This is a genomic window from Oscillochloris sp. ZM17-4 (genome assembly GCF_019599295.1).
Taxonomy (GTDB): Bacteria; Chloroflexota; Chloroflexia; order Chloroflexales; family Chloroflexaceae; genus Oscillochloris.
In genome coordinates this window covers 134961-138662 of sequence record NZ_JAIEWN010000005.1, presented here as the reverse complement: position 1 = coordinate 138662, position 3702 = coordinate 134961, and the positions used below count along the sequence as shown (strand labels likewise).

The window sequence follows — 3702 nt, the reverse complement described above, 5'->3', positions numbered from 1 at the left end:
GGGGCTTGACCCAGGACTTATTCGCGCTAACGTTACTTTTTTCTGAAGGAGCCTCTCATGGGCGAGCAGAACCCACAGCAACTCTATGATGAGTTCTACTATGCGACGGGCCTGGGCCTGCCGTACCGGCGCGATGAGCACTGGACGACCTTCTTCGGCCGGGTCGCCGACGAGATCGTGGCGGCGATTGGCCCGGGGAGCGTGCTCGACGCCGGCTGCGCCCTCGGCCTGCTGGTCGAACAGCTGCGCGAGCGCGGCGTCGACGCCGAGGGGGTGGACATCTCCGAGTATGCGATCGCCAACGCCCCCGAGGCGGTGCGGCCCTTCGTGCGCGTCGGCTCGGTGGCCGAGCCGCCCGGCCGCCGCTACGACCTGATCGTCTGCATCGAGGTGCTGGAGCACATGCCCCGCGAGGAGGCCGAGCGCGCCATCGCAGCCTTCTGCGCGCACGCCGACGATGTGCTCTTCTCCTCGACGCCCCTCGACTTCAAGGAGGCGACCCACTTCAACGTCCACCCGATCGAGCACTGGGCGGAGCTGTTCGCCCGCCACGGGTTCGTGCGCGATGTCGACTTCGATGGCAGCTTCCTCACCCCGTGGACGATCCGCTTCCGGCGCAGCGGCGAGCCGCCGGCCCGCATCGTGCGCAGCTATGAGCGGCGCTTCTGGGAGCTGTGGAAGGCCAACACCGACCTGCGCGAGCTGGTGCTTGAGCAGCGTCAGCAGATCGATATCACCGAGGCGGCGATCCGCGACGCGCGCGACAGCATGCGCGAGGCGCACCGCCTGCTCGCCGCACGGACCGAGGAGCTCCAGGATGCGCACCGGATGCTCAATGCGCGCACGACCGAGTACGCGAGGCTGGAGGCTGAGCGAATGGCCTCCATCGCGCAGGTCGAGGCCTACGCGGCCCGGCTGGAGGCCGACCTCGCCCAGAAGATCGCCCATATCGACACGCTGAAGGGCCAGATCGCGCGCGTCGAGTCCGGCCGCCTGATGCGGATCATGCGCGCCCTGCGCCGGCGGGGCTAGCCGGCGTGACGCTTCAGCGCCGCACCACCTGAGGGGGCGATGCCCTGGTTTGACAACGGCGACGCCTCCCTATACAGTAGCGGCTGTGTATCTGATTGAGAAAAGCCTGCCAATGACACCTGCAAGTGTATCGGTGGTGGTGGTCAACCTGAATGGCTGTCATCACCTGGAGCCCTGCTTCCAGTCGCTGATCGCGCAAGACTACCCCGCTGACAGGGTCGAGCTGATCCTGATCGACAACGCCTCGACCGACGGCTCGCTGGAGCTGATGCGCGAGCGCTTCCCCACGGTGCGGGTGATCCGGAACGCCGAGAATGTGGGCTTCGCCCCGGCGGTCAACCAGGGCGCGGCGGCGGCGACCGGGCGCTACCTGGCCCTGATCAATAACGATATGCGCGCCGACCCCGGCTGGGTGACGGCGATGGTGCGCGCGCTGGATTCCGGCGTCGAGCGCGGCGTGGCCTGCGTCGGCTCGCAGATCCTTGACTGGGACGGCGAGCGCATCGACTTCCTCAGCAGCGGGGCCAGCTTCTACGGCTTTGGCTACCAGTTCTACCACGGCCTCCCCGCTGGCTCCGTGTCGCTGGGCGACCACGAGGCTCTGTTCGCATGCGGCGGCGCCATGCTTGTCGACCGCCAGATCTTCCTCGATGTGGGCGGCTTCGACGAGGACTACTTCGCCTACTACGAGGATGTCGACTTCGGCTGGCGTCTGTGGGTGCTCGGCCACCGCGTGCTGATCACCCCCTCGGCGACGATATACCACCGCCACCACGGCACCTCCAGCCGCATGCGGCCCTATCAGGTGAACAAGCTCTTCGAGCGCAACGCCCTGATGACCGTGATCAAGAACTACGACGAGGAGAACCTGAGCCGGGTGCTCGGCGCGTCGCTGCTGATGATGTTCCAGCGCATGCTCAAGCACATCGACGGCGAGGTCGAGTGGGACGCGTACGACTTCGCCCGCGGCGGATCGCAGCCGCCCGGCGTCCTCGACCAGAGCGTGCCGCGCCTGGCGCTCAGCCCCGTCGCCGCGATGAAGGACATCGTCGACGACTTCCCGCGCCTCTGGAAGAAGCGCCAGCGCATCCAGTCGCGCCGCGCGCTCCCCGACTCCGCGATCTTCCCGCTGCTCCAGTTCCCCTTCGGCGTCCACTATCAGTATGAGCCGCGCCCGGCGAGCACCCAGTCCATCCTGGAGGCCCTCGGGGTGCGCGCGATGATCTCAGGATCCCGTATGCACCGTGTGCTGATCATCAGTAGCGACCCGCTGTCTGAGAACCTGGCCGGCGTGGGCATCCGCGCCGTGGAGATGGCCCGCGGCCTGAGCGAGTCGTCGTATGTCACCCTGGCCGCCCCCGAGCGCGCCGAGATCAGCCTGCCCGATGTGCGGGTCATCGCCTTCGCCCGCGACGACGACGCCCTGGTCGGGCACCTGGTCAGCGAGGCCGAGATCGTGATCTTCCAGGGCTACAGCCTGCGGCGCTACCCGGTGATCGCCGGCCACCATAAGATCCTGGTGGTCGATCTCTACGACCCCTACTACCTGGAGGGCCTGGAGCTCTTCTCCAGAGAGGAGGAGGAGCGCGGCCGCCTGATGGCTGAGGATAACCTGCAGACCCTCGTCCACCAGCTCCAGCTGGGCGACTTCTTCATCTGCGCCAGCGAGCGCCAGCGCGACTTCTGGACGGGCATGCTGACCGGCCTGGGCCGGCTTGAGCCCGAGGGCTACCGCAGCGACCCGACCTTCCGCTCGCTGATCGATGTGGTGCCCTTCGGCTGCGCGGACACGCCGCCCGCGCACACGCGGCGCGTGCTCAAGGGCGTGGTGCCCGGCATCGCCGAGGACGACACGCTGCTGATCTGGGGCGGCGGCATCTGGGACTGGCTCGACCCGCTGACCGTCATCTCGGCGATGGGGATCGTGCGCGCCCAGCGCCCGAAGCTGAAGCTGTTCTTCCTGGGCTACCGCCACCCCAACCCGGCCGATGTGCCCGAGATGGCCATGCACGAGCGGGCCGTGAGCCTGGCCCGCGAGCTCGGCCTGCTCGGCGAGACGGTCTTCTTCAACGACCGCTGGGTGCCCTACGACGAGCGGGCCAGCTACCTGCTCGAGTCCGACATCGGCGTGAGCGGGCACCAGGAGCATATCGAGACCCGCTTCGCTTTCCGCACCCGCCTGCTCGACTGCATCTGGGCCGGGCTGCCGATGGTTGTGTCTGCCGGCGACACTCTGGCCGACACGGTGGCGGCGAAGGGGCTGGGCCACGCGGTGCCGATCGGCGACGCGACTGGGTTCGCGCAGGCGCTGCTGGCGCTGACCAGCGAGCCGCGCCCGCGCGAGCGCTACGCCGCCGCCTTCGACGCGGTGCGCGCCGAGTTCACCTGGCGGCGCGCGCTGGAGCCGCTGGTCGCCTTCTGCCGCAGCCCGCGCTACGCCCCCGACCGGGTGCGCCTGGAGCAGGCGGCGACGCCGACCTCGCCCAGCCGCGAGGCGCGGCTCGACGCAGCGATCGAGGAGAAGAACGCCCACATCGCCTACCTCGAAGATCTGATCCGCCGGCTTGAGTCGGGCCGGGTCATGCGGCTGCTGCGCTGGGCCAGCCGCCGGGGGCGGGGGGCGTAGGGCCTGGGCTTGGGCGGCCCCGCCACCCAGTGCTGATCATATAT

General features: G+C 68.8%; 2 protein-coding genes. Both read left to right on the top strand.

Annotated elements, in window-relative coordinates; all coding sequences use genetic code 11:
- The first annotated feature begins 57 nt into the window (after positions 1–57).
- Positions 58–1032: a methyltransferase domain-containing protein gene (locus K2Z83_RS06555; RefSeq protein WP_220594364.1), complete on the top strand. Its 975-nt coding sequence runs from the start codon at positions 58–60 to the stop codon at positions 1030–1032.
- A gap of 112 nt (positions 1033–1144) precedes the next feature.
- Positions 1145–3658 (top strand): glycosyltransferase, encoded by a 2514-nt coding sequence (locus K2Z83_RS06550; protein ID WP_220594363.1) that lies wholly within the window; start codon positions 1145–1147, stop codon positions 3656–3658.
- Positions 3659–3702 lie beyond the last annotated feature (44 nt).